A 21794-nucleotide genomic window follows, 5' to 3' on the forward strand; every position below is an offset into this window, starting at 1 on the left:
CTCGCTCACCGCTCTACCGAATGAATTTCACCCGCCCAAAGCGGGAAAATGGGAACACAGTCATGAACGAACTGACAAAATTCACCAACCAGCTGGCCAAGCCAGAGACTTTTGACGAAATCCAGATCGGCATTGCCTCGCCAGAGCGCATCCGTTCGTGGTCTTTCGGCGAGATTAAGAAGCCGGAAACGATCAACTACCGGACGTTCAAGCCTGAGCGCGATGGTCTTTTCTGCGCGCGGATCTTTGGCCCGGTAAAGGACTATGAGTGCCTGTGCGGCAAGTATAAGCGCATGAAGTATAAGGGCGTCGTCTGCGAGAAGTGCGGCGTTGAAGTGACTGTGACGAAGGTTCGCCGTGAGCGGATGGGGCACATCGAACTGGCCGCGCCTGTCGCGCACATCTGGTTCCTCAAATCACTGCCATCGCGCATTGGCCTGCTGCTCGATATGCAGCTGAAACAGCTTGAGCGTGTGCTTTATTTTGAAAGCTACATTGTTACGGAGCCTGGCCTCACACCCATGGAGAAGTTCCAGCTTCTTACCGAAGACGAGCTGCTCGAAGCACAAGATGAGTACGGTGAAGACGCATTCAGTGCCGGAATTGGCGCTGAGGCAGTCAAGATCATGCTGATGGATCTCGACCTTGAGCAAGAGCGCGAAGATCTGCTCGAAGAGCTGGCGACGACCAAGTCGACGCTCAAACCGAAGAAGATCATCAAGCGCCTCAAAGTGGTTGAGAGCTTCATCGAATCTGGCAACCGTCCAGAGTGGATGATCCTTGAAGTTGTGCCGGTCATTCCGCCAGAGCTGCGCCCGCTGGTGCCGCTCGATGGTGGCCGTTTTGCGACGTCCGATCTCAACGATCTTTACCGCCGCGTGATTAACCGTAACAACCGTTTGAAGCGCCTGATTGAGCTGCGCGCGCCTGACATCATTGTCCGTAACGAGAAGCGCATGCTTCAGGAATCGGTTGATGCGCTGTTCGACAATGGCCGCCGTGGCCGCGTGATCACCGGCGCGAACAAGCGTCCGCTGAAATCGCTTTCTGACATGCTTAAGGGCAAGCAGGGGCGCTTCCGTCAGAACCTGCTCGGTAAGCGCGTCGACTATTCAGGTCGTTCGGTCATTGTGACCGGCCCTGAGCTGAAACTGCATCAGTGCGGCCTTCCTAAGAAGATGGCGCTCGAGCTGTTCAAGCCGTTCATTTACGCCCGTCTTGATGCGAAGGGTCTGTCAATGACTCTCAAGCAGGCCAAGAAATGGGTCGAGAAAGAGCGCAAGGAAGTCTGGGACATCCTTGACGAAGTGATCCGCGAGCATCCGGTTCTGCTGAACCGCGCGCCAACGCTTCACCGTCTTGGCATTCAGGCGTTTGAGCCGGTTCTGATCGAAGGTAAAGCGATCCAGCTTCACCCACTTGTCTGTGCCGCGTTTAACGCTGACTTTGACGGCGACCAAATGGCCGTTCACGTCCCGCTGAGCCTTGAGGCACAGCTTGAGGCACGCGTGCTTATGATGAGCACGAACAACATTCTCTCGCCTGCCAATGGTAAGCCGATCATCGTTCCGTCTCAGGATATGGTGCTCGGTCTCTATTACCTCTCGATGGAGCGTCAGGAGAAGAAGCCTGAGTTTGTCGATGGCGATGCCAAGGGCGAGAAGCATGAAAAGCTGCCGCTGTTCGCGGATATGGCCGAAGTGCACCAAGCGCTCGAAACCAAGTCTGTCACGCTGCACACCAAGATCATGGCCCGCGTCCCGCAGGCTGATGAAAAGGGCAAGATCGCTATGAAGCGGTTTGTGACCACACCGGGCCGCATGCTGATCGGTGAATGTCTGCCGAAAAACCACAAGGTTCCTTTCGACATCATCAACCGCCTTCTGACCAAGAAGGATATCGGCGATGTGATCGACGAGGTCTATCGTCACACCGGTCAGAAAGACACGGTGCTGTTTGCCGATGCGATCATGGTGCTGGGCTTCCGTCACGCGTTTAAAGCGGGCATCTCCTTCGGTAAGGATGATATGATCATTCCTGACAGTAAGGACGGCATGATTGAAGAGACCAAGACGCTGGTTGCTGACTATGAGCAGCAATATCAGGATGGTCTGATCACGCAGCAAGAGAAGTACAACAAGGTGATCGATGCCTGGAGCCGTTGCGGTGACCAAGTGGCCGACGCCATGATGGACGAAATTAAAGCGCAGCCGATCGATAAGGATGGCCGCGAGGCGCAGATCAACTCGATCTACATGATGGCTCACTCTGGTGCGCGTGGTTCGCCAGCGCAGATGAAGCAGCTTGCCGGTATGCGCGGTCTGATGGCCAAGCCTTCTGGCGAGATCATCGAAACGCCGATCATCTCGAACTTTAAGGAAGGTCTGACCGTCCTTGAATACTTCAACTCCACGCACGGCGCACGTAAAGGCCTTGCCGATACCGCTCTGAAGACGGCGAACTCGGGTTATCTGACCCGCCGTCTGGTTGATGTGTCGCAAGACTGTGTGATTGTTGAGGAAGATTGTAAGACGGCCAATGCGCTGGAAATGCGCGCTATCGTTCAAGGTGGCTCGGTCATCGCGTCTTTGGGTGAGCGTATCCTGGGCCGGACCACGGCTGAGGATATTGTTAACGCAGCAACTGGCGAACTCATCGTCAAGGCTGGCACTTTGCTTGATGAGCCGATGGTGGCCGAAATCGAAGCGGCTGAAACACAGTCTGCCAAGATCCGCTCGCCGCTGGTTTGTGAAGCAGACCAAGGCGTATGTGCGACCTGCTATGGTCGTGATCTGGCCCGCGGTACTCCGGTCAACATTGGTGAAGCTGTCGGCGTTATCGCGGCGCAGTCCATTGGTGAGCCGGGCACTCAGCTGACCATGCGGACCTTCCACATTGGCGGCGCGGCTCAGCTCAACGAGACCAGCCATCTTGAGGCGATTTCGGACGGTAAGGTTGTCTACCGCGACATGCCGACCATCGTCGACAAGAAGAAGCGCATCCTGTCGATGGCTCGTAACGGCGAACTCGCTGTTATCGATGCTCAGGGCCGTGAGCGTGAAATCCACAAGGTGCCTTACGGTACGGTGCTCATGCACAAGGACGGTGCCAAGGTGAAAGAGGGCGATCGTCTTGCTGAATGGGATCCGTTCACTTTGCCGATCATCACTGAGCAATCGGGTGTTGTCCGCTATCAGGACCTCGTCGATGGCACGACCATGGAAGAGCGCGTTGATGATGCCACTGGCATTGCTCAGCGTGTTGTGACCGAGAACCGCGCAACAGGCCGGAAGAAGAAGGAAGACCTTCGTCCGCGTCTGACCCTGCTTGGTGAAGGCCAATCCATCAATGACGAAGGCGAAACCGATGCACAGCGTTATATGCTGGCGCCGGGTACGACCTTGTCGGTTGATGATGGTCAAACAGTTGATGCTGGTGATATTCTTGCGCGTGCATCGCGTGAGGCCGCTAAGACCCGCGACATCACGGGCGGTCTGCCGCGCGTTGCTGAGCTGTTCGAAGCGCGTCTGCCGAAAGACCATGCGATTATCGCCAAGATCTCGGGCAAGATTGAATTTGTCCGCGAGTATAAGGCGAAGCGCAAGATCGCGATTGTTCCTGAGGAAGGTGATGCCGTTGAGTATCTGATCCCCAAGACCAAGGTGATCGACGTGCAAGAGGGCGACTTTGTTAAGAAGGGCGATACGCTCATCTCAGGTTCGCCTAACCCGCATGACATTCTGGAAGTTCTAGGCGTTGAGGCTCTGGCCGAATATCTCGTCGACGAAATCCAGGAAGTGTACCGTCTGCAAGGCGTGAAAATCAACGACAAGCACATTGAGACGATTGTTCGTCAGATGCTGCAAAAGGTCGAGATCACCGATGGCGGCGACACGGTTCTGCTTCCGGGCGAGCAGGTTGACCGCGCGGAAATGGACGAGGAGAATGCCAAGCTTACTAAGAGCAAGAAGAAGGCTGAAGGTCAGCCGATCCTCTTGGGCATTACCAAGGCGTCGCTGCAAACGCGTTCGTTCATCTCGGCCGCTTCTTTCCAAGAGACCACACGCGTGCTCACGCAGGCGTCGGTTGAGGGTAAGAAGGACACGCTGGTCGGTCTCAAGGAGAACGTCATCGTGGGCCGCCTGATCCCGGCTGGTACAGGTGCAGGCATGAACCGCATGCGTGTTACCGCCTCTAGCCGCGATGCTGCTCTGCGTGCTGCTTGGAAAAAGCAGCAGGAAGCGCTCGCTGCATCGGGTGAGGCCGAGAAGGAGCCAGAAGCCGAAGTGATGGACGCGGATGCAATGGCTGCGGCTATGGCGGCTGCTTCGCCGGCGCCAGCTGAGCCGGAAGCTGCTCCTGACGCAGAAGCTGCTCCGGAAGCTGATACGCCAAAAGACGCTGAGTAAGCACTAAACGTCACATTGTGGCATATTGAGAGCCCCGCTGGAGCCTGCGCTTCGGCGGGGCTTTGCTATACTGTCCCAAATTGGGACAGATGTGATCAAGGGCTGCAAAAAGGGGTCTCGTGTCGGTTCTGTACACGCGCGGCTACGCAAAGACCCCTAGTGCCGCATTAACCATAAGAAAGCCGGTGCATGTAAAGCGGCTCTTCCACTTCGTGTGGGACCCTCCTTCGGGCAAAGCAACCATAGAACGCGTTCATTCAGAGCGAGAATTACGCGTATGGACAACGGAGGAAAATATGAAAAAACTTACCAAACTTGCCCTGCTAGGGGCCGCCGCGACGCTTGGCGCTACGTCGGCGAATGCTGCGATTGTGATGGGCGACGTGACCGGCGGCAATTCAGGCGGTGTATTTGTTCAGGAAACCCCGCTGCCAGGATTCACTGTCGGCAACAATCAACAACAATCGCCAAACCTGTTCGCGTTTGATGAAGTGCAGGGGTTCCAGCTGACGGCTGATCTGGCCGGGATTGCGGCAGGCACATTCGTCAACAGCCACTATGTCTATTTTGACCCGCAGAACAGCACGACCATGGAAGGTAATGTCACTTTTGATGGCAACGTGCTCGCGATCCTGACGGCGACCGGCCAAATGTCGGCAACGGATGCGCTTCTCGGCAATTCGAATGTGACCTATCAAAACCCGGGTCTGCGCGGCCTTGAAAGTAACGATTCTGCATCCTTTGCAGGCAACCAGGTATTCGTAGATCTGCGGGCAAGCACGCCAGGTGACTATATTCGCGTGATTACGCTGTCGGCGGTTCCTGAGCCGGGCACTTGGGCAATGATGCTCCTTGGCTTCTTCGGTCTTGGCGCTGCGATGCGCCGCAAGCCGGCAACATCAACACGCGTACGCTTTGCCTAATACGCATCTCAGTTGACGATTGTTCAGCGGAACAAAAAACGGCCCCGCCCGAGCATAAGCTTTGGCGGGGCTTTTGTGTAAGCCTTTGCGTTTAAAGCTATTTCGCGCTGCTCTACTGTGCGAAGACTGACCCAAAGCGGGACATATTCTGCAAACCGGCTGAGAACGTTGCAAATGTCGCATCCGTACATTCACTAGGTTCCGAATCGGTCTATTAGGATTTTAATAACTATAAATGGGGCGTACCACGCGCTGGAATGGCATCTGTCTCTCGAGCGCACTGGACTTTGAAATCGGGGAATTTATGATGAAAAAACTTCTACTTGCTGGCGCCGCTTTGGCGACGATGACCAGCCCAGCACATGCCGCTGCGACTATCTTCTTTGGTGAGAACCAAAACCCTGGCGGCGCTGTATCGGGTGATCCTGAAACTGCGCGCAACGACTTTTTGTCGAACTTGTCCGCAGGCGTGAACACGGAAGATTTCGAAGGGCTTGCCACTGGCGCGCCGCCGCTCCCGCTGGTCTTCAATGGCGGTCTGGGACCGATCACGGCGACGTTGACAGGTACTGGTAACCTCCGGGGCAGCCCAACCGTTGGGACTTTTGCGACATCCGGTTCGCAGTATTATGACAACGTGTTCGACTCCTTCACAATCTCTTTCGATACCGCAATTGCCGCCTTCGGTTTTTACGGAACGGACATTGGCGATGTCAACGAATCGCTCGAGATCACGATCGATGCAGGCCTCGCTAGTGAGCGCATGTTCACCGTAGCAAACACCGTTGGCGGAAACGATGGCAGCCTGCTCTTCTGGGGTATCACGGATACGGCCAATCCGTTTACCACAGTGTCGTTTGCACAATCGGGCAGTGACCGTTTCGGCTTCGACGATCTCACAATTGGCGATGTGAGCCAAGTCACTGGCGGTGTTCCTGAGCCAGGCACATGGGCAATGATGCTGCTCGGCTTCTTCGGTCTGGGTGCAGCGATGCGCCGCAAGCCGGAAACGACCACGCGCGTACGTTACGTCTAAGAATTTGCTGATCCCTTTCGAGGGAAGGCAAACAGGGGGAGGGCTGCGGAGGTTCCGCGGCCCTTTTTCGTTGCTCACCAAACTTCTGAGCACGCTTGGTTCTAAGGCGATGCCTCTCGCGGCCTGAAATTTGCTAGCGCGCGCAAGAACGCTTCCGATCCTTGCAGGACAGTCTATAGGGACGGTCATGACAACTATTGCACGTTTCGCTCCGTCGCCTACTGGCCGCCTTCATGTCGGCAATATCCGCACCGCGCTGCATAATTGGATGCTGGCGCGCCAATCTGGTGGGCAGTTTGTGCTGCGCATCGATGATACGGATGCTGAGCGCTCCAAAGAGGAATATGTTGAGGCGATCAGAACAGATCTCGCTTGGCTGGGCCTGTCGCCAGACTCTGAAGAACGTCAGTCGCTCCGGCTCGATAGCTATGAGGCCGCCTTTTCGCAGCTCAAAGAAAGTGGACGGGTGTATCCTGCTTATGAGACAGCGCAGGAATTGGAACTCAAGCGGAAGGTCCAACTCGGCCGGGGCCTGCCACCAACATATGACCGCGCAGCTCTGTCGCTGAGCGAGGATGAGCGCGCAGCCAAAGAAGCCGAGGGCATCGCCCCGCATTGGCGCTTCAAGCTTGATCATGATGCACCGATCACTTGGGAGGACGGCGTGCGCGGCGCGCAAAAATTTGAGCCTGCCCAGCTTTCTGATCCGGTTATTCGGCGGGCGGATGGCTCATGGCTGTATATGCTACCGAGCACGGTTGATGACATCTCCATGGGCATCACTGATGTGCTGCGCGGCGAGGATCATGTGTCGAACACTGCGGTGCAAATCCAGATGTTTGAGGCGATGGGTGCGGTCGCGCCTCGCTTCGCGCATGAGGCGCTGCTGATCGGCAAGGAAGGCAAATTGTCGAAACGGCTCGGCTCGCTTGGCTGTGATGCGTTTCGCGAAGGCGGCATCGAACCAGAAGCGGTAATCGCGCTGCTGTCGCGGCTGGGCACTTCGCTGCCGGTGGAGCCGATTGCTGAGAGGGCGACGCTACTTGAGACTTTCGACCTGTCTACCTTCGGCCGTGCACCGGCAAAGTTTGATGATGCAGAGCTTGATCGCGTCAATACCGCGCTGGTGCATGCCCTCGATTTTGCCGATGTTGCGGACCGTTTGCCTGAGGGAATTGATGAGGCGGGCTGGCATGCGGTGCGTCCCAATATTTCTACCGTAGGCGAGGTTGCCGAGTGGTGGCGGCTCGTCACGGGGCCAATCGACGCGTGCGAGTTCACCGATGAGGATCGCGCCTATCTGGCGGATGCTCTTGCCGCACTTACCTGGGGCGATGACCCCTGGGGCGCGCTCACATCTGCGCTGAAAGAGCAGACCGGGCGTAAGGGCAAGCAGCTGTTTCTGCCGCTGCGGCAGGCGCTAACAGGTATGAATCACGGCCCGGATATGGGCGAGTTGTTGCCCTTGATTGGCGAAGAGGAAGCGCGCGCAAGGCTCAGCAAAGCGGCGGGCTGAGGCGCCCGCTCCGCCCGCTGCGAGCGCCTTAACGATACTTAGCAGCGGTTATGAACTCGCCAAAGGTTTCGCACCAGACCACTACGGTTGTGTATTCGCTCACATCGACACCCGCGGGCACGTCGAGAAGAAATCCGTCGAAACTTTTCACATCACCAATCAGGGCGGATTGGGATTTAACCGGTTCGAACTCGTCCTCATGCTCGACAAAGTCTTTCGTAAGATAGACCTTATAGTCGGGCCCCGGTGCGAGCTCGCCCTGGTGGACGATTGTGTCAGGCGAGATGCTGATCGTGCCTTCGCCCCAGTGCAGGCGATCGCTGCCGCGCAAGTCGCGGGTCAATTCTGCGTTGAACTCCGCCGCCTCGGCCTCAGCGACCAGAACCGCTTCATCAGGAGCAGGTTGCGCAGTCAGAACGGGCAGCAGGTAAATCCCGAGAGCAAAGCCCAAGGCTAGCGCGCCAAGATGCGTCGCCGCCAGAATAATCAAACGTTTCATGCGGCCGGCTCCTTATCCTTCATACTTCTCCAATTCATCACCGCTTAGCGTAACCACATGTAGCAGATTTGTGCTGCCCGGTGTCCCAAACGGAACGCCTGCAAGCGCGATCAGCTTGCTACCCGCTTGGCCAAACCCGTGGCGCAGTGACATGCGTTTGCCTTTGGCGATCATCTCTTCAAAGCTGCCAATGTCTTTTGTGGCGACAGCATGCGTGCCCCAGAGCAGCGCCACGCGGCGCGCAGTATCCAGCGACGGCGTGAGCACCATGACCGGAACGCTGGGCCGCTCGCGCACGACGCGCCGCGCGGTTGAGCCAGAGCCGGTAAAGACGGTTATCGCGCTGATCGAGACGGTGTCCGCAATCGTCATACAGCTATGTGCGAGAGCGTCGGCTGTGGTTTCGTCAGGCGGGGTCTCGAGAAAGCGCACGCGCTCAAGATAGGCATCGTCGCCTTCAACCTGTGCGGCGATCTTGTCCATGATCGTGACGGCTTCTTCCGGCCAGTCGCCCGCAGCCGTTTCTGCTGAGAGCATCACTGCATCTGCGCCGTCATAGACCGCGTTGGCGACGTCAGATACTTCCGCCCGCGTGGGGGCGGGGCTTTCGATCATGCTTTCGAGCATCTGAGTGGCAACGATGACAGGTTTGCCCGCCATGCGGGTCGCATTGACGATCTTCTTCTGGAGCGGAGGGACCTCTTGCGGCTCAAGCTCTACGCCCAAATCGCCGCGCGCGACCATAATGCCATCGGACATCTCGATGATTTCATCAAGCCTGCTGACTGCCATCGGCTTTTCGATTTTTGCGCAGAGTGCGCCTCTGCCGCCCATTAGCTTGCGGGCCTCGGCCAAATCATCTGGCCGCTGAACGAAGCTAAGCCCGACCCAATCGACACCCTGCGCCGTGGCAAAGGCGAGATCGCGGCGGTCTTTATCAGTCAGCGCCGGGATAGGGATCTCTGCATCCGGCACATTTACGCCCTTGCGATCTGAAATGACGCCGCCAACTTCGGCGGAGCACAGGATTGCGTCCTCATCTGCGCGGATGACCCGCAGGCGAATCTTGCCATCATTGATCAGCAGCCGTTGCCCCTTATCAAGCAGGCCAAACAGCTCTGGGTGTGGCAGTTCAACGCGGGTCTCGTCACCGGGCTCTGAATTTCGGTCCAGCGTAAAGTGTCCGCCATGGCGGATGACCGCTTTGCCATCCTTGAATTTACCGACCCGCAATTTGGGACCTTGCAGATCGGCCAGGATCGCGATGGGGCGCGCATATTGCGCCTCCAGATCGCGGATCACAGCGATGGTTGCGGCATGATCCTCATGCTCGCCATGGCTCATATTGACGCGGAAGGCGTCGACTCCGGCCTTAAACAGGCGCTCAAGCATTTCAGGAGAACGGCTAGCCGGACCAACCGTTGCGAGGATCTTGACCTTGCGGTCACGGGGCGTGAATTTGCTCATTGCAAAGCGCTATGACAGAGCCGCTTTACAAGGTGAAGAAAGAACAACCCAATGGCTGAAATTAATAACCCGAATACTGATCCACTTGATGAATTGCCCGATGCCGTAGCGGCGGCGGCCTTCCGCCGGCTGGTGCGCCATTTGCAGCATCGCCATGACGCGCAGAACATCGATTTGATGGGCCTTTCCGGCTTTTGCCGCAATTGTCTGGCTGATTGGATCCGCGATGGCGGGTTTGATGGTGATAAGGGCGCGGCGCGCGAGCTCATCCACGGCATGCCGATGGATGAGTGGAAGGCGACCCGGCAGAGCACCGCCACTGAGGCGCAATTGGCCAAGATGAAAGAAAGCGTCGCGAAAAACGCCTGATTGAGATTTGCCGGGAAAACTTGCTCAGAAAATTCACACGCCGGGTTCACCAGCCGAGCTGCTGTGGCTATCGCTGGCTCAACTGATTCTCAGAACTTTGGAGTGACTACGAATGGCCGACGCCACTGATGACCGCCTGCGCCTGCTGATTGAGCGGATTGAACGCCTCGAGGAAGAAAAGAAGGGCATCGCGGACGATATTCGCGACGTCTATGCCGAGGCGAAAGCGGTTGGCTATGATCCCAAGATCATGCGACAGGTCGTGCGTTTGCGCAAAATGAAGCCGGATGATCGCAGCGAGATGGAAATGGTGCTCGACACGTATAAGTCTGCTTTGGGTCTGGAGTGAGCTGGCGCCAGGGAACTTAGCGCTTTTCCTTGATTTTCCAGCTGTATTATAATAGTAATACGGTAATTGAAATCATCTATAGGAGAGACACCATGGACAGTCCTTGGAAAGACGCCCGCGGGATCACCGTCAGCACAACCCCGACACTCGAAGGTCACCCGATCCAGGAATATCTGGGCGTCGTGACGGGCGAGGTGATTGTTGGCGCGAACCTGTTCCGCGATCTGTTTGCTAACATCCGAGACATCGTCGGCGGGCGTTCGGGCAGCTATGAGCGCATCCTGTCAGATGCACGCAATCAAGCGATTGAGGAATTGCAGGCCGAGTGCGCGAGCCGTGGCGGCAATGCCGTGGTCGGGGTCGATCTCGATTATGAGGTGATCGGTGATACTGGATCGATGTTGATGGTCAGCGCCAGCGGGACGGCGGTGAAGATCTAGCGCCTTACGAATTTTCCGCGCTTAGCCGGCGCAATCTATTCGCCGCGAAAATTCAGCTCGATCAATGCGCCTTCGGGGCTGTGCAGGAAGATTTGCCGAACGCCGCTGACCTTCCGGTTATCGAGTTCGGTCAGCTTGTGCCCTGCCGCGCTCAGCCGCTCCCGCATTGCCTCATACCCTTGGCAGGCAAAGGCGGCGTGGTGGATCGGCCCCTGTCCCTCACTCGGCTTACGCAGATTGACATGGACCAGCGCATTGCCTGCCTGATCGAAGAGCCAGCTGTTCTTGGCAGGATCTTGGCCCGGGGCAGCTTCGGCCCGCATGTCAAACATGTCTTCAAAGAAGCTGAGCGTTTCGCTCATATCCGCTGTGCTAATATTGAAATGATCTAATCCGCACAGCATCGCTATTCCTCTGGCTTGCCCCCGCGCCTAATGCTGCGGTAAGGGGTCAGGCATACATCAAAACAACAGATTAGCGAAACCCATGGCAGGCCATTCCAAATTTAAGAATATCATGCACCGCAAGGGTGCTCAGGACAAAAAACGATCAAATTTGTTTTCCAAACTTAGCCGCGAAATCACTGTGGCGGCGAAAATGGGTACACCCGATCCCGATATGAATCCGCGCCTGCGGCTGGCCGTTAACACCGCGAAATCACAGTCCATGCCCAAGGACAACATCCAACGCGCGATCGACAAGGCGAGCGCTGGTGATGACGAGAATTATGAAGAAGTGCGCTATGAGGGATATGGCCCGGGTGGCAGCGCTATCATCGTCGAAACGCTGACGGATAATCGCAATCGGACCGCGACGGCTGTGCGTACGGCATTCTCGAAGCATGGCGGCAATTTGGGTACTGAGGGCTCGGTTGCGCATGGTTTTGAACGGCTTGGCCTAATTGAATATCCCGCCAGCGTAGGCGATGAGGACAAGGTTCTCGAAGCGGCGATGGATGCAGGCGCAGAAGACATTGAGAGCAGCGAGGATGGCCACACCATCTGGACCGCCAGCGATGATTTGCATCAGGTTGCAACTGACCTTGAAAAGGCGCTGGGCGAAGCGGCGAATGTGAAGCTTGCCTGGAAGCCCAACATCACGGTCGACATGGACGAGAAGGGCGCGGGCACTTTGCTTAAGCTGATCGACGTTCTCGATGATGATGATGATGTGCAAACCGTCTGGGGCAATTACGAGATCTCTGATGAAGTGATGGAAAAGCTCGACGACTGACCCGGCGAGCGGCCAAAGCTGATATGATAATCCTCGGTCTTGATCCTTCACTCAGCTGCACTGGCTGGGGCGTGATCCGCAGCGAGGGTAGCCGCGTCGCGCATGTCGCTAATGGCCAGATCAAAACCGATGCGAAAATGCCCATGGCGGAGCGGCTGCACCATTTGCACGATGCTATCGCGGCGGTGATTGGTGCCCACGGCCCAGATCGCGCGGCATGCGAGGAGGTGTTCGTCAACAAAAACCCCCAATCGACGCTCAAGCTGGCGCAGGCACGCGGCGTCGTGCTGGCGGCTTGCGGGGCGAGCGGCCTCACCGTGAATGAGCATGCTGCACGGCTGGTCAAGAAATCGGTTGTCGGCACTGGCGGGGCGGACAAAACTCAGGTTCAGGCTATGCTCAAGGTACTGCTACCAAATGCGCAAGTAACAGGGGCAGATGCCGCCGATGCACTTGCGGTGGCGATTGCCGACGCACATCTAGCGCCGAGATTTTAAGGATACACAGAACGAAATGACCATCCATTTTTACGGCATTCCGAATTGCGACACTGTGAAGAAGGCGCGCAAATGGTTGGATGCACAAAGCCTTGAGTATGTCTTTCACGACTACAAAAAAGAAGGCGCTGATCCGGCCAAGCTGGCAAGCTGGATCGAGTCGCAGGGCGTTGATGTGGTGCTCAACCGGCGCGGCACGACTTTCCGCAAGCTGTCTGATGAGGACAAGGCCGATATTGACGCGGCAAAAGCTGTCACATTGCTGCAAGAGCACCCGTCCATGATTAAACGGCCCGTGGTCGAATACACAGGCGGCATCTTAATCGGTTTCAAGGAAGACGCATGGTCCGCAGCTTTTTCATAATCGCCTGCGCATTGGCCGTAGGATTTACCGGAGCGAGTGCTGCCATGGCTCAAGACCCTCTTATCATCGCCCATCGCGGCGCCAGCGGTGACCGGCCCGAACACACGCTGGCCGCCTATGAGCTCGCGATTGATCAGGGCGCGGACTATATCGAACCTGATCTGGTGGTGACCAAGGATCTGGTGCTGGTATCGCGCCATGAAAACGAGCTGTCGGAAACGACTGACGTGGCGACGCGTGAGGAGTTCGAAGATCGCCGCCGCGACAAGACGATTGACGGGCAATTGATTGCGGGCTGGTTTGCCGAGGACTTCACTCTGGAGGAGCTGCGCACGCTTCGCGCGAAAGAGCGCATCCCGAATTTGCGTCCAGAAAACGCGCGTTATGATGGGCTTTATCAGGTGCCGACCTTGGCCGAGATTGTCACGCTAGTGCGCGCAAAAGAGGCCGAGACGGGCCGCACAATCGGCCTTTATCCGGAGCTGAAGCATCCCAACTTCCTGCTGCAGGATGCCGGAATTGACGCCGTGGATTTGCTGCTCAAAGAGTTTCGCGAGCTGGGCATCACAGCGGACAATCCAGTTTTCATTCAGTGCTTTGAGGTTGGCGCGCTGCGGCGTCTGGCCCAACGCAGCGACTTTAAGCTGGTCCAGCTGATCCACCCACGCGGTGGACCAGCAGATGAACCTGCGATGCGCTATGCCGATATGCTTAGCCCGAGCGGACTTGCTGAGATCGCCGCTTACGCTGACGGGATTGGCGCGAATGTTGGCGCGGTTTTGAACGCCGACGGCACGCCGACAAGCCTTGTGGCCGATGCCCGTACTGCTGGTCTGAAAACTCACGCTTGGACGTTGCGGCGGGAAAACGCGTTTATGCCGCCAGCGCTAGCAACCAATGACAATCCGCGCGGGGTAGGCGGACTGCCGCCGCTGATGGGTCTGCTGGTCGCCGCCGGAGTGGATGGGATTTTTACCGATCATCCCGGCGCGGCGGTTATCCTGCGCGAAAGCAGGGATTATGCGCCGTAAGACTTAACTCCGCACCGCCGTTACAATATAATTCAGCGCCATATCCTCGGACAAATGCAGGCCCCTGGTCGGCGAGAATGCAATGCCCCGCGGCTCGCCCATAGTCAGGCCCGCATCCGCGAGCAAATCGCCCAACTCATCCGGTGTGATAAAGTCATCCCAATGATGTGTGCCGCGCGGGATCATGCCGGCCAGCTCTGCCCCTTCGACCAGAAGCACGCGCGATTTTACCGTGCGATTTGGCGTGGAGAGTACCATCAGCCCATCCGGCGCGAGCCTATCAGCCAGTGCCGCAACGAATGCGGCCTTGTCGGCAACATGCTCGATCACCTCCATTGAAGCCACAAGGTCAAATTGCCCGAGATCAAGCGAGCCAATATCGCCCGCCATATAGCGGATATCGAGGCCGCCCCGCTCTGCATGAACCGCCGCTGCCTGAACATTCTCGGGCGCTGCATCGACGCCGGTCAATTCCGCGCCCAGCCGCGCCAAGGGCTCGGACAAGAGCCCTGCGCCGCATCCGACGTCGAGCGCGGTCTTTCCGGCCAGCGGAGCGCGCGAAGCAATATCGCCGCCCCAATGCAGGTCCACCGCTTCGCGCACAAAGCCGAGCCGCACTGGATTTAGCTTGTGCAGCATCGCGCTCGAGCCGTTTGGGTCCCACCATTCTTTAGCAAGTGCGCCAAAGTGTGCGGCCTCGTCCGGACGAATGGTTGGGCCGGCGGTTTGTGCGCCAGAATTTGCTCCGGGTGAAGATTTCATTTCTGAGCCTTTGGTTGCATCGCGCATTGCGCGCTCGTAACACCGCGCTTCGCACCTGACTAGCGAAAGGCCTGAAGAATAGTGGCGCGCCCGAACAAGCGAATTGTGATGAAATTTGGCGGAACCTCCATGGCGGGGACCGAGCGTATTCGCCGTGTGGCCAATATTGTGCGCAAACAGGCGGCAGGCGGTAATGAGGTTGCAGTTGTGGTTAGCGCGATGGCGGGCGAAACGGACCGGCTGGTCAATTTCTGCCGCGAGGCCAATGCGCTTTACGATCCGGCAGAATATGACGTCGTGGTGTCATCTGGCGAGCAAGTGACGAGCGGCCTATTGGCGCTGACGCTGCAATCGCTGGGTAATAAGGCGCGTAGCTGGATGGGCTGGCAATTGCCGATTCATACGATTGAGGCGCATGCCAAAGCGCGGGTGTCGACAATTGAAAATGATAATCTGGTAAGCGCGATGGAAACTGGCGAGATTGCCGTTATTCCAGGCTTCCAAGGCGTTTCTAATGAAAACCGCATCTCGACCATGGGGCGCGGCGGATCAGATACTTCGGCGGTCGCAGTGGCAGCAGCAGTGGGCGCGGATCGCTGCGATATCTACACCGATGTGGACGGTGTCTATACCACTGACCCGCGCATCGTCGCCAAGGCGCGCAAGCTGAAAGCGGTTACTTATGAAGAGATGCTGGAGCTGGCGAGCGTAGGAGCGAAAGTTTTGCAGACGCGCTCTGTCGGCCTTGCGATGAAGGCGGGCGTGCGGATCCAGGTTCTGTCGAGTTTTGTCGATGATAATGCGACGCCGGCGGATGATCACCCGGGCACAATGATCGTGTCCGAAGAAGAAATGAACGAGCTTGTGGAGAGAGGCGAAATGGAACGCCAGCATGTCACCGGAATTGCGCATGATAAGAATGAGGCGAAAGTCACGCTGACCCGCGTGCCCGACACGCCCGGCTCTGTGGCGCATATTTTTGAGCCGCTTGCCGCAGCTGGTATCAATGTTGACATGATCATTCAGAACGTTGGCCGCGACAAGGGCGAGACTGACGTGACCTTTACAGTGCCGCTGGCCGATCTGGCGCGTGCGCAGGTTCTGCTTGATGACAAGGCGGAGGAAATTGGCTTTAACCGCGTCATTACCGACAGCAAGGTCGCGAAGATCAGCGTCGTCGGCGTTGGTATGAAAAGCCATGCAGGCGTGGCCAGCACAATGTTTAGCGCGCTCGCCGATCGCGGGATCAACATTCAGGCGATCACGACATCAGAGATCAAGGTCAGCGTGTTGATCGATGAGGATGAGACTGAGCTCGCTGTGCGTATCCTCCACACTGCTTATGGGCTGGATGCGGATGATGAGGCGGCGTGATCTGACATCATGACCCACACCGCTAAGATCCTTCTCCTTGGCTCAGGTGAACTGGGCCGTGAGTTCGTGATCTCGGCCAAGCGGCTGGGCGCTTATGTTGTCGCGTGTGATGCTTATGCGGCTGCCCCAGCGATGCAGGTTGCGGACGCTAGCGAGGTGTTCTCCATGCTTGATGGCGAGCGCCTGAGAGACGTCATCCATCACCATCAGCCCGACCTGATCGTTCCGGAAGTTGAGGCGATCCGCACTGAAGTTTTGGCAGAGCTGGAGGAAAAGGGCTTTAACGTGGTTCCCTCGGCTCGCGCTACTCAGCTGACCATGAACCGCGATGGCATTCGCGATCTGGCGGTGCAGGAATTGGGCCTGACAACCTCGAAATATCGCTATGCCAAGAACCTCGAAGAGGTGCGCGCTGGCGCTGAGCACACTGGCTTCCCCTGTGTGATCAAGCCGGTCATGTCCTCAAGCGGCAAGGGGCAGACCACAGTAAATGATGCGAGCGAGCTGGAGGCGGCATGGGATTATGCCGTGGCGAATATGCGCGGCGACCGGCAGCGGGTCATTGTCGAGCAATTTGTTGATTTTGACTATGAGATAACTTTGCTGACTGTGCGGCATGCGGGCGGGATCACCTTTTGCCCGCCGATTGGCCACCGGCAGGAGCGCGGCGATTATCAGGAAAGCTGGCAGCCGACGCCGATGACGGATGCAGCGATTGCCAAGGCGCATGAAATGGCCGCTAAGGTCGTCGAAAACCTTGCGACGGGAGGACCAGAGCACACCAATGGCTGGGGCCTGTTTGGCGTCGAGTTCTTCGTGAAGGGCGAGGAGGTGATCTTTTCCGAGCTTTCGCCGCGCCCGCATGACACGGGGATGGTAACTTCACTGAGCCAGAACCTCAGCGAGTTCGATTTGCATGCCCGCGCAGTGATGGGCCTTCCTGTCCCGCCCGAAATTCGCGCAAGGCCATCTGCCTCCGCAGTGATCCTCGCGGACCGCGAAAGCGAAGATTTCACATATAATGGCATTGCTCATGCCCTGGTGGTCGAAGGTGCCAGCGTCGATGTCCGCATCTTTGGCAAGCCATCGACGAGGCCATATCGCCGCATGGGCGTTGCGCTGGCCTCGGCTGGCTCCACAGACGAAGCCCGCCGCATCGCAAGCGAGGCAGCGAGCCGCGTGAAGCTCAACTATCGGGACTGATCGCTTACCCAAGCAGCCACATATTCATGAGCCGGCCCGGCAGAGCAAAGGCGACAATGCCCGGGATCATCAGCGCGCCGAGATAGAGGCTGACAATCTCTTTCTTATGGCCGACCATGTCGCCGCGCCGCGCAGTGGCGATAACCTTGTAAGAGCTCCAAAGCGTCAGCGGCACGAAGATGTGAATGGGGCTGAAGCTGCCGCTAGTCTTGATGAAAATCGCCGAGAGGGCGGTCACAACCATAAGTAAGAGCCATAGCTTGCCAAGCCGCTTGTGACGCGCGCCTCCTTTGGGTGCCAGCAGTAGGTAACCGCCTAAAGGAACGGCGGGTAGCACGGTAGATACGTGAATCATGATCGACAGCTCGCGGATATTGGGATGGTCCGGTGCAAATCCCAGCAAACCGCGAGTGAGCGCAATCAAAGTGGCGGCGGTAAAGCCAATAGCAACGGCCGCGACTGCGGCTCTTGTGACTGGGCCGATGTCAAAGCTCTTGGCGGCTCCGGCCCGGGTAAAGGGCAAGTGGCCAGCAATCGAGCTTGCGAATGAGAGGGTTGAGGTTGTCATGGCGTGTCTCCGTATTCGTGTTCGTTGAGACCTTTCTGACCCATGCCGGTTCGCGGGCAATGCGATCTGCGTAAATGGAGCAAGCTTTGCGTGAAAAGCGCTGGTTCGCGCCGATTTACGGATGCTTGCCACTTTACGAAGCGCGAATGGGCGCTAGAGTTTGGGCCTTATGACGGGGCATCCAACACAGCAGGCATCATCGCGGCGCACGCGATTGACGCGCAAGATCCTGATCGATCTGTCAGTCATGACGGTAATTGGCGTGGTGCTGGCGATGATCGGCCCATTTGGCAGTTCGAGCCAACCGATGGGAGTGCGGCTGCCAATCTGGATCGGTTTCGCTTGGCTTGGCTATGCGATGTACAGCCCGATGGGATATATGGTCGAGCGGCTCAGCAAGGCGCTGCAATTGCCCAGCTGGGGGCTCTACATCGCAGCCACGTTGATCGCTACAATCCCGATGGCGATTGCGGTGTGGTGTATTGGCTTTCTGCCTGATGCACCACGCATGCCCACCCCAAGCGAAGCGCTGGCGGCGTATGTTAACGTGCTCGTGATCGGGGCGAGCATCACCGTGCTGTTTATCTTGATTGAGCGCGGTAACCGCGTCCCCGAAGCAAATCATGTGGAGGCGGAAGCAGTCGCCGAGCCAATGCCCGAGCCGACACCTGGCCCGCGTTTCCTAGATCGCCTGCCGCCCGAATTGGGCAGCGAATTGCTCGCGCTTGAAATGGAGGATCATTATGTTCGCGCGCACACCGCGCTCGGTTCTGACCTTGTGCTGCTGCGGATGCGGGATGCAGTCGCGGAGCTCGATGGGGTGGACGGCGAACAAATCCATCGCAGCTGGTGGGTCGCGCGCGGCGCTGTGGAAGACGTAAAGCGCGACGGCCGCAATGTCCGCCTGGTGCTTGAGGGCGGCTTGGAAGCCCCCGTTAGCCGCTCCAATGTCGCCGCACTCAAAGAGGCTGGCTGGTTCTGAGCTTGCGGGGTAAGCGCACCCGCTCTATCCGCACAAAATGACTGACTTTACAAAGACACGAGCGCTCATGGCGCGCGGGGCTGAGTTTCTTGGCACGGACTATGCGATCCTCTGTGGGGCGATGAGCTGGGTAAGTGAGCGGGGCCTTGTCTCTGCAATCAGCAATGCGGGCGGTTTCGGCGTGATTGCATGCGGCGCGATGACGCCCGATCTGCTCGATACCGAGATTGCCGAGACGAAAAGGCTCACCAGCAAACCCTTCGGCGTGAACCTCATCACCATGCACCCGCAGCTGTTCGACTTGATCGAGATTTGCCGCAAGCATGATGTGGGCCATGTGGTGCTCGCAGGCGGCATTCCGCCCAAGGGCAGCGTCGAGGCGATAAAGGGGGAGGGCGGCGAAGGCTCGAAAGTCATCTGCTTTGCGCCGACGCTGGCATTGGCAAAAAAGCTGCTCCGGTCAGGCGCAGATGCACTGGTGATCGAAGGTATGGAGGCGGGCGGCCATATCGGCCCTGTCTCCACCAGCGTACTGGCGCAGGAAATGTTGCCAGAGCTGGGCGAGGAGCACTTGATCTTTGTCGCTGGCGGCATCGGACGCGGCGATGCGATTGCCGGCTATCTCGAAATGGGCGCATGCGGCGTGCAATTGGGCACGCGCTTTGCCTGCGCGACCGAGAGCATTGCGCATCCCGATTTCAAGAAAGCCTTCTTCCGCGCGAAGGCACGCGATGCAGAGGCCAGCGTGCAAGTTGACCCGCGTCTGCCAGTGATCCCTGTGCGTGCACTGAAAAACAAGGGCACAGAGGAGTTCACGGCCAAGCAGCTGGAAGTGGCGGAATTGCTTAACCGCGAAGAGGTCGAGATGGGCGAGGCGCAATTGCAGATCGAACATTATTGGGCGGGCGCGCTGCGCCGCGCAGTGATTGAGGGCGACGTTGAAAACGGCTCTCTCATGGCCGGACAATCGGTCGGCATGCTGAAGCAAGAGGAGCCGGTTGCCGACATTATGGCCGAGTTGATGACGCAAAGCGAAGAGGCGCTGTCGCGGCGATGAGCGCACTCGCTCACGGCCCTCTAATCCTAACGCTGTCTTGCGCGGACCAGCCAGGCATCACTGCGCGGGTCACCAATTTCCTGTTTGAGCGCGGCGGCAATGTGCTGGAGGCGCAGCAATTCAATGACCGGGAAAGCGATGCGTTTTTCATGCGTGTTGCCTTTGATCCCGGCGACATAGCGCGAGAGCAATTGCGCGATGAGTTTGCGCAGCTTGCCGGTAACTATGCGATGGACTGGAAGCTTGCTCTGCGTGACCGCCCGCGCCGCGTGCTGCTCATGGTGAGCAAGTTCGACCACTGCCTTGCCAGCCTGCTGTATCGCTGGCGGATTGGCGAGCTGCCGATTGATCCGGTGGCGATTGTCTCCAATCACCCGCGCGAGGCGATCAGCCATACCGATATTGGCGATGTACCGTTTCATCACTTGCCAATCACGCGCGAGACCAAGCAAAGCCAAGAGGCTCAGGTCCGCGCGATTGCCGAGGAAACCGATGCCGAGCTGATTGTCTTGGCGCGCTATATGCAGATCCTCTCGGACGGGCAGGCGGCGCATTTTGCTGGGCGCTGCATCAATATTCATCATAGTTTCCTGCCCGGTTTCAAGGGCGCAAAACCCTATCATCAGGCGCACGAACGCGGCGTCAAAATGATTGGTGCGACCGCGCATTATGTAACGACAGACCTCGATGAAGGGCCGATCATTCATCAGAGCGTCGAACCTATCACGCACGCAGATGAGCCTGAGGCACTGGTGCGCAAAGGGCGCGATATTGAGAGCCGCGTGCTGGCCGAGGCTGTGCGTTTGCATGTCGAGGAGCGCATTTTGCTGAACGGCGGGCGCACGGTCGTGTTCAAGGGATAGAATTCAAACGGAGAGTAGCCTGATGAGTGATTTTGACCTGCCAAACGATTCCACGGATCTGACCGGGCGAGTGGCTTTGGTCACCGGTGCTTCATCGGGACTGGGCGAACGCTTTGCCCGCGTGCTGGCCGCGAAGGGCGCGGCGGTTGGGCTTGCAGCGCGGCGGCTTGACCGGCTTGAGACGCTTGCGAGAGAGATCGAGACAGCGGGCGGCAAGGCAATTCCTGTGCAAATGGACGCGACCGATGCGGGCGCGTTGGTGGCTGCTGTGGACGCGACCGAAAAAGCCTTCGGCACCGTCGATATCCTCGTGAACAATGCCGGTGTTCCCGATGCTCAGCGCGCGCATAAAATGTCGGTCGAGCTAGTGGATCAGGTGCTGGGCGTGAACCTGCGCGGACCATGGATCCTCGCTTGTGAAGTCGCGCGCCGTCTCATCGCAGCGGAAAAGCCCGGGCGCATCGTTAACATCAGCTCGACCGCGCATTACCGCTATGATGGCGGCGGCGCTGCGCTCTATGCCGTCACCAAAACCGCGATTGCCCGGATGACTGAAACGCTGAGCGTTGAGTGGGCCTATGCCAATATCAACGTCAATGCGATTGCACCGGGCATGTTTGTGACAGAGATGACGGACGGCATGTTTGCGCGGATCGGCGACCCAAGCGACCGCGTCGCGCGCAAACGCATACCCGTTCCAGCGCAGCTCGATTCAAGCCTGCTTTATCTGGTTGGGCCAGCAAGTGAATGTGTGACCGGAGCCATCATCAAAGTCGATGATGGCCAGAGCGCCCGCATGGCGCTGAAATAATGCGCGCGCGAATGGTTATGAAGTAGCAGGTGCCCGAGTGG

At 57.8% G+C, this 21794-nt stretch carries 22 protein-coding genes; 17 read left to right on the forward strand and 5 right to left on the reverse strand.

Going from position 1 to position 21794, the window contains the following annotated elements; genetic code table 11:
- Positions 1-62 precede the first annotated feature (62 nt).
- The 4 genes from rpoC to gltX all read left to right on the forward strand — a co-directional run bounded on the left by rpoC (position 63) and on the right by gltX (position 7884).
- Positions 63-4409, forward strand: a complete 4347-nt coding sequence (gene rpoC, locus ACFCXQ_RS04995; RefSeq protein ID WP_379553679.1) for a DNA-directed RNA polymerase subunit beta' — start codon at positions 63-65, stop codon at positions 4407-4409.
- A 296-nt stretch (positions 4410-4705) separates the two neighbouring features.
- Positions 4706-5332, forward strand: a complete 627-nt coding sequence (locus ACFCXQ_RS05000; RefSeq protein WP_379553681.1) for a PEPxxWA-CTERM sorting domain-containing protein — start codon at positions 4706-4708, stop codon at positions 5330-5332.
- 307 nt (positions 5333-5639) lie between these two features.
- Complete coding sequence (locus ACFCXQ_RS05005; RefSeq protein WP_379553683.1) at positions 5640-6368, forward strand: PEPxxWA-CTERM sorting domain-containing protein; 729 nt, start codon at positions 5640-5642, stop codon at positions 6366-6368.
- A 187-nt stretch (positions 6369-6555) separates the two neighbouring features.
- Positions 6556-7884, forward strand: a complete 1329-nt coding sequence (gene gltX / locus ACFCXQ_RS05010) for a glutamate--tRNA ligase (protein ID WP_379553685.1) — start codon at positions 6556-6558, stop codon at positions 7882-7884.
- 28 nt (positions 7885-7912) lie between these two features.
- On the opposite strand, the gene ACFCXQ_RS05015 is transcribed toward gltX, so the two are convergent.
- Both ACFCXQ_RS05015 and pyk read right to left on the reverse strand, forming a co-directional pair.
- Positions 7913-8383: a DM13 domain-containing protein gene (locus ACFCXQ_RS05015; RefSeq protein WP_379553687.1), complete on the reverse strand. Its 471-nt coding sequence runs from the start codon at positions 8381-8383 to the stop codon at positions 7913-7915.
- Positions 8384-8395: 12 nt separating this feature from the next.
- Complete coding sequence (gene pyk / locus ACFCXQ_RS05020; RefSeq protein WP_379553689.1) at positions 8396-9850, reverse strand: pyruvate kinase; 1455 nt, start codon at positions 9848-9850, stop codon at positions 8396-8398.
- Between the two features lie 51 nt (positions 9851-9901).
- Here pyk and ACFCXQ_RS05025 point away from each other — a divergent pair, with 51 nt between their 5' ends.
- From ACFCXQ_RS05025 to ACFCXQ_RS05035, 3 genes are all read left to right on the forward strand, one after another.
- The gene (locus ACFCXQ_RS05025) at positions 9902-10219 is read left to right on the forward strand and encodes a DUF1244 domain-containing protein (protein ID WP_379553691.1); all 318 of its coding nucleotides are present in this window, start codon (positions 9902-9904) and stop codon (positions 10217-10219) included.
- Between the two features lie 112 nt (positions 10220-10331).
- Positions 10332-10568, forward strand: coding sequence for a DUF2312 domain-containing protein (locus ACFCXQ_RS05030; RefSeq protein ID WP_379553693.1), 237 nt, complete (start codon positions 10332-10334; stop codon positions 10566-10568).
- Positions 10569-10660: 92 nt separating this feature from the next.
- Positions 10661-11008 (forward strand): heavy metal-binding domain-containing protein, encoded by a 348-nt coding sequence (locus tag ACFCXQ_RS05035; RefSeq protein WP_379553695.1) that lies wholly within the window; start codon positions 10661-10663, stop codon positions 11006-11008.
- A 35-nt stretch (positions 11009-11043) separates the two neighbouring features.
- Here the strand turns inward: ACFCXQ_RS05035 and ACFCXQ_RS05040 are convergent, their stop codons facing one another.
- The gene (locus tag ACFCXQ_RS05040; protein WP_379553697.1) at positions 11044-11412 is read right to left on the reverse strand and encodes a VOC family protein; all 369 of its coding nucleotides are present in this window, start codon (positions 11410-11412) and stop codon (positions 11044-11046) included.
- Positions 11413-11494: 82 nt separating this feature from the next.
- Here ACFCXQ_RS05040 and ACFCXQ_RS05045 point away from each other — a divergent pair, with 82 nt between their 5' ends.
- The 4 genes from ACFCXQ_RS05045 to ACFCXQ_RS05060 are packed head-to-tail and all read left to right on the forward strand — an operon-like array spanning position 11495 to position 14133.
- Positions 11495-12241, forward strand: a complete 747-nt coding sequence (locus ACFCXQ_RS05045; protein WP_379553699.1) for a YebC/PmpR family DNA-binding transcriptional regulator — start codon at positions 11495-11497, stop codon at positions 12239-12241.
- A 23-nt stretch (positions 12242-12264) separates the two neighbouring features.
- The gene (gene ruvC, locus ACFCXQ_RS05050; protein WP_379553701.1) at positions 12265-12738 is read left to right on the forward strand and encodes a crossover junction endodeoxyribonuclease RuvC; all 474 of its coding nucleotides are present in this window, start codon (positions 12265-12267) and stop codon (positions 12736-12738) included.
- 16 nt (positions 12739-12754) lie between these two features.
- Positions 12755-13102, forward strand: coding sequence for an arsenate reductase (locus ACFCXQ_RS05055; protein WP_379553703.1), 348 nt, complete (start codon positions 12755-12757; stop codon positions 13100-13102).
- Entirely contained in the window at positions 13081-14133 is a 1053-nt protein-coding gene (locus tag ACFCXQ_RS05060) for a glycerophosphodiester phosphodiesterase family protein (RefSeq protein WP_379553705.1), read from the forward strand. Before ACFCXQ_RS05055 ends, ACFCXQ_RS05060 begins: the two co-directional genes overlap by 22 nt.
- Positions 14134-14136: 3 nt before the next feature.
- Here the strand turns inward: ACFCXQ_RS05060 and ubiG are convergent, their stop codons facing one another.
- Positions 14137-14895, reverse strand: coding sequence for a bifunctional 2-polyprenyl-6-hydroxyphenol methylase/3-demethylubiquinol 3-O-methyltransferase UbiG (ubiG, locus tag ACFCXQ_RS05065; protein WP_379554546.1), 759 nt, complete (start codon positions 14893-14895; stop codon positions 14137-14139).
- Between the two features lie 108 nt (positions 14896-15003).
- On the opposite strand from ubiG, the gene ACFCXQ_RS05070 reads away from it, so the two are divergent.
- Complete coding sequence (locus ACFCXQ_RS05070) at positions 15004-16269, forward strand: aspartate kinase (RefSeq protein ID WP_379553707.1); 1266 nt, start codon at positions 15004-15006, stop codon at positions 16267-16269.
- A 9-nt stretch (positions 16270-16278) separates the two neighbouring features.
- Positions 16279-17472, forward strand: coding sequence for a formate-dependent phosphoribosylglycinamide formyltransferase (purT, locus tag ACFCXQ_RS05075; RefSeq protein ID WP_379553708.1), 1194 nt, complete (start codon positions 16279-16281; stop codon positions 17470-17472).
- Positions 17473-17476: 4 nt separating this feature from the next.
- On the opposite strand, the gene ACFCXQ_RS05080 is transcribed toward purT, so the two are convergent.
- Positions 17477-18040: a DUF2306 domain-containing protein gene (locus tag ACFCXQ_RS05080; protein ID WP_379553710.1), complete on the reverse strand. Its 564-nt coding sequence runs from the start codon at positions 18038-18040 to the stop codon at positions 17477-17479.
- 169 nt (positions 18041-18209) lie between these two features.
- Between ACFCXQ_RS05080 and ACFCXQ_RS05085 the strand changes: the two genes are divergently transcribed.
- Genes ACFCXQ_RS05085 through ACFCXQ_RS05100 form a run of 4 tightly spaced genes read left to right on the forward strand, consistent with a single transcriptional unit; the run spans position 18210 to position 21753 of the window.
- Positions 18210-19022: a LytTR family transcriptional regulator DNA-binding domain-containing protein gene (locus tag ACFCXQ_RS05085; RefSeq protein ID WP_379553712.1), complete on the forward strand. Its 813-nt coding sequence runs from the start codon at positions 18210-18212 to the stop codon at positions 19020-19022.
- 37 nt (positions 19023-19059) lie between these two features.
- Positions 19060-20079, forward strand: a complete 1020-nt coding sequence (locus ACFCXQ_RS05090; RefSeq protein ID WP_379553714.1) for an NAD(P)H-dependent flavin oxidoreductase — start codon at positions 19060-19062, stop codon at positions 20077-20079.
- Complete coding sequence (gene purU / locus ACFCXQ_RS05095) at positions 20076-20942, forward strand: formyltetrahydrofolate deformylase (protein WP_379553716.1); 867 nt, start codon at positions 20076-20078, stop codon at positions 20940-20942. The genes ACFCXQ_RS05090 and purU overlap by 4 nt, the downstream gene beginning before the upstream one ends.
- Positions 20943-20964: 22 nt before the next feature.
- Positions 20965-21753, forward strand: coding sequence for an SDR family NAD(P)-dependent oxidoreductase (locus tag ACFCXQ_RS05100; RefSeq protein WP_379553718.1), 789 nt, complete (start codon positions 20965-20967; stop codon positions 21751-21753).
- Positions 21754-21794 lie beyond the last annotated feature (41 nt).

This window comes from Qipengyuania rhodophyticola (genome assembly GCF_042493225.1).
GTDB lineage: Bacteria > Pseudomonadota > Alphaproteobacteria > Sphingomonadales > Sphingomonadaceae > Erythrobacter.

Coding starts and splice junctions, on each gene's coding strand:
- rpoC (WP_379553679.1), top strand. CDS start 63: ATGAACGAACTGACAAAATTCACCAACCAGCTGGCCAAGCCAGAGACT.
- ACFCXQ_RS05000 (WP_379553681.1), top strand. CDS start 4,706: ATGAAAAAACTTACCAAACTTGCCCTGCTAGGGGCCGCCGCGACGCTT.
- ACFCXQ_RS05005 (WP_379553683.1), top strand. CDS start 5,640: ATGAAAAAACTTCTACTTGCTGGCGCCGCTTTGGCGACGATGACCAGC.
- gltX (WP_379553685.1), top strand. CDS start 6,556: ATGACAACTATTGCACGTTTCGCTCCGTCGCCTACTGGCCGCCTTCAT.
- ACFCXQ_RS05015 (WP_379553687.1), bottom strand. CDS start 8,383: ATGAAACGTTTGATTATTCTGGCGGCGACGCATCTTGGCGCGCTAGCC.
- pyk (WP_379553689.1), bottom strand. CDS start 9,850: ATGAGCAAATTCACGCCCCGTGACCGCAAGGTCAAGATCCTCGCAACG.
- ACFCXQ_RS05025 (WP_379553691.1), top strand. CDS start 9,902: ATGGCTGAAATTAATAACCCGAATACTGATCCACTTGATGAATTGCCC.
- ACFCXQ_RS05030 (WP_379553693.1), top strand. CDS start 10,332: ATGGCCGACGCCACTGATGACCGCCTGCGCCTGCTGATTGAGCGGATT.
- ACFCXQ_RS05035 (WP_379553695.1), top strand. CDS start 10,661: ATGGACAGTCCTTGGAAAGACGCCCGCGGGATCACCGTCAGCACAACC.
- ACFCXQ_RS05040 (WP_379553697.1), bottom strand. CDS start 11,412: ATGCTGTGCGGATTAGATCATTTCAATATTAGCACAGCGGATATGAGC.
- ACFCXQ_RS05045 (WP_379553699.1), top strand. CDS start 11,495: ATGGCAGGCCATTCCAAATTTAAGAATATCATGCACCGCAAGGGTGCT.
- ruvC (WP_379553701.1), top strand. CDS start 12,265: ATGATAATCCTCGGTCTTGATCCTTCACTCAGCTGCACTGGCTGGGGC.
- ACFCXQ_RS05055 (WP_379553703.1), top strand. CDS start 12,755: ATGACCATCCATTTTTACGGCATTCCGAATTGCGACACTGTGAAGAAG.
- ACFCXQ_RS05060 (WP_379553705.1), top strand. CDS start 13,081: ATGGTCCGCAGCTTTTTCATAATCGCCTGCGCATTGGCCGTAGGATTT.
- ubiG (WP_379554546.1), bottom strand. CDS start 14,895: ATGAAATCTTCACCCGGAGCAAATTCTGGCGCACAAACCGCCGGCCCA.
- ACFCXQ_RS05070 (WP_379553707.1), top strand. CDS start 15,004: ATGAAATTTGGCGGAACCTCCATGGCGGGGACCGAGCGTATTCGCCGT.
- purT (WP_379553708.1), top strand. CDS start 16,279: ATGACCCACACCGCTAAGATCCTTCTCCTTGGCTCAGGTGAACTGGGC.
- ACFCXQ_RS05080 (WP_379553710.1), bottom strand. CDS start 18,040: ATGACAACCTCAACCCTCTCATTCGCAAGCTCGATTGCTGGCCACTTG.
- ACFCXQ_RS05085 (WP_379553712.1), top strand. CDS start 18,210: ATGACGGGGCATCCAACACAGCAGGCATCATCGCGGCGCACGCGATTG.
- ACFCXQ_RS05090 (WP_379553714.1), top strand. CDS start 19,060: ATGACTGACTTTACAAAGACACGAGCGCTCATGGCGCGCGGGGCTGAG.
- purU (WP_379553716.1), top strand. CDS start 20,076: ATGAGCGCACTCGCTCACGGCCCTCTAATCCTAACGCTGTCTTGCGCG.
- ACFCXQ_RS05100 (WP_379553718.1), top strand. CDS start 20,965: ATGAGTGATTTTGACCTGCCAAACGATTCCACGGATCTGACCGGGCGA.